This is a genomic window from Candidatus Methylobacter favarea (assembly GCF_902806695.1).
GTDB lineage: Bacteria > Pseudomonadota > Gammaproteobacteria > Methylococcales > Methylomonadaceae > Methylobacter_B > Methylobacter_B favarea.
In genome coordinates this window covers 1-2274 of record NZ_CADCXN010000039.1, presented here as the reverse complement: position 1 = coordinate 2274, position 2274 = coordinate 1, and the positions used below count along the sequence as shown (strand labels likewise).

2 protein-coding genes are annotated in these 2274 nt (G+C 49.0%); both read left to right on the top strand.

Going from position 1 to position 2274, the window contains the following annotated elements; translation table 11 throughout:
- The first annotated feature begins 485 nt into the window (after positions 1-485).
- A complete protein-coding gene (locus tag HUX64_RS03180; protein WP_174624794.1) occupies positions 486-1451 on the top strand; it encodes a diacylglycerol/lipid kinase family protein in 966 nt (321 codons plus the stop codon).
- Entirely contained in the window at positions 1448-2269 is an 822-nt protein-coding gene (locus tag HUX64_RS03175) for a metallophosphoesterase family protein (RefSeq protein ID WP_174624793.1), read from the top strand. Before HUX64_RS03180 ends, HUX64_RS03175 begins: the two co-directional genes overlap by 4 nt.
- The last annotated feature ends 5 nt before the right edge of the window (positions 2270-2274 follow it).

Below are 2274 nucleotides of genomic sequence, written 5' to 3'. Positions count from 1 at the left end.
TAAACCATAAAATATTTTATTAAGTTGCGCAACGCACATCCTATAAAGAACTTTGGGTATATATAATAAATATTGCCCAATATTATCGGGCTTGGCCGGAATTTAAAGAGCAGGAATGCAAACACAAGCCCCTAGTACAGCCAATATTGGCATACTTTAGTTCAGCGGCTGATGAGATAAAGCATCCTGTCAGAGCTTTGACCTTTTGACAGATTCAACGAGCCATTACCAGACAGAATTTTAATCCTTAAAGTTTTTTTCAGGAGAATGCCATGATCCCGGTAACAATTAACGCAGCGGATCAAGAAAATTCAACGTGCGCCAATCCGTCTTGTAATTGCCCGGTAAAGCCAGGTGAAACATACGGTTGCGGACAGTGTGAGCAGCAGCGGAACGATGATGCATGCTCATGCGGACATTCACAACGCCAGCGGGAATAAAGGAAGACCCATGAGAGAAAATAACTGCCTTGATATTATACGGCTATGAACAGCGGCAATCTTAACCCTTCGCCTTTATATATCATTTTAAACGCCCAGTCCGGAAAAAACGATGCTGATAAAGTCACTCAACTTATTGAAGAGTCATGTAACGCAGCGCATCGAATTTTCTACATTTACCTGATTGAACAGCCGGAGGATTTACTCAAAACGGCCCAACAGGTGGTCAAGTCGGCCGGCCAGCATAACGGTATCGTGGTCATAGCCGGGGGAGATGGAGCCATCAATACAGTAGCTCATCAGGCCCTTCAAGAAAATTGCCGGGTCGGCCTGATTCCGCAAGGCACCTTTAATTATTTTGCCCGCACGCATGATATACCGGACGCGCCGGATGAAGCCCTGCAAATTATTATGGCTGAATATCACGAGCCGGTGCAGGTCGGTTTGGTCAACGACCAGACATTTTTGGTAAGCGCCAGTATCGGCCTTTATCCCGAATTGCTGGAGACCCGGGAAGTTTTTCAAACTCACTTGGGCAGAGGCCGGGTTATCGCGTTTATGGCCGGGCTCTATACGCTGTTTCTCAATCGGCAAATCATCCATATAATCCTCGAAACGCAAACTGAACGCCGTAAATTGGAGACCCCCAGTCTTTACGTTGCCAATAATCGCCTTCAACTCCAGAATATAGGGATAGCCGAAGCAGATCACATCGAACAAGGCAAACTGGTAGCCATCATTCCCCAGCCGCTGACTACCAGGCTCGGTATTATGCGACTTTTATTCCTGGGCATGCTCGGCGATCTGGGCAAGCATGAAAATATTTTGACGTTTGCCTTTGAAAAAATGAATGTGCGCTTGGCAAGGTTTTTAGGCGCCCACGTGAAAGTAGCGATTGACGGGGAAATAATCCGGCTCAAAGCGCCGCTTGATTTCAGCGTCTCAGCCCAGGCGTTATTGCTGATAAAACCCGACCCCAATAGCGTTGACTCGCTCGAGAAAAAATCATGAGCGTGATTTTACACTTATCCGATCCGCATTTTGGCACCGAGCAGCCAGACGTAGCGGCGGCGTTAATTCAGCTGGCGCATCAGCAACGGCCTGACCTGGCGGTTATTTCCGGCGATATTACGCAACGGGCCAGACCCCGGCAATTCGCTGCCGCCAAAGCTTTTATTGATGCGTTAAAGACGCCGGCAAACCTGGTGGTGGCGGGCAATCATGATATCCCGCTGTTCAATGTGTTGAGCCGGATTTTTTGGCCTTACGCCAATTACCAATGGACTTTTGGGAAAAACCTCGAACCGGTGTTTGAGTCAGACAGTTTGCTGGCTATCGCCGTCAAGACTACCCGCCGATACCGCCACATACACGGCGAACTGTCCGCTGAACAAATTGATCGCGTCAGCCGCTTATTGGTACAGGCAAAACCCGCGCAATTGCGGCTGGTAATCGCGCATCACCCTTTATGGGTGAGCCGGTTAAAAGATGAAGTCAATGTAGTGCGGGGGCGTGACGCCGCTATCGACAAGTGGACAAAGGCAGGCGCGGATCTTATTTTGGGAGGCCACATCCATTTGCCTTTTATCATTCCGCTGCGCCATAAGCTGCCTGAAATAAATAACAGTTGGGTCGTGCAGGCCGGCACCGCCGTATCAGACCGGGTGCGTTGGAATGCCGGCAACTCGGTTAATATAATCCGGTTTCATGCGGCAGACCGCCTTCGTCATTGCTCCGTGGAGAGATGGGATTACCGCCATCAACAAGCCATATTTTCCCGTGTCGCCAACGAAATCCTGCCGCTTGCCGCTATTGACGCCAAAATTTAAAATTT

Excerpts from the sequence above, each read along its gene's own strand:
- HUX64_RS03175 (WP_174624793.1), top strand. The coding sequence starts at position 1,448 with ATGAGCGTGATTTTACACTTATCCGATCCGCATTTTGGCACCGAGCAG.
- HUX64_RS03180 (WP_174624794.1), top strand. The coding sequence starts at position 486 with ATGAACAGCGGCAATCTTAACCCTTCGCCTTTATATATCATTTTAAAC.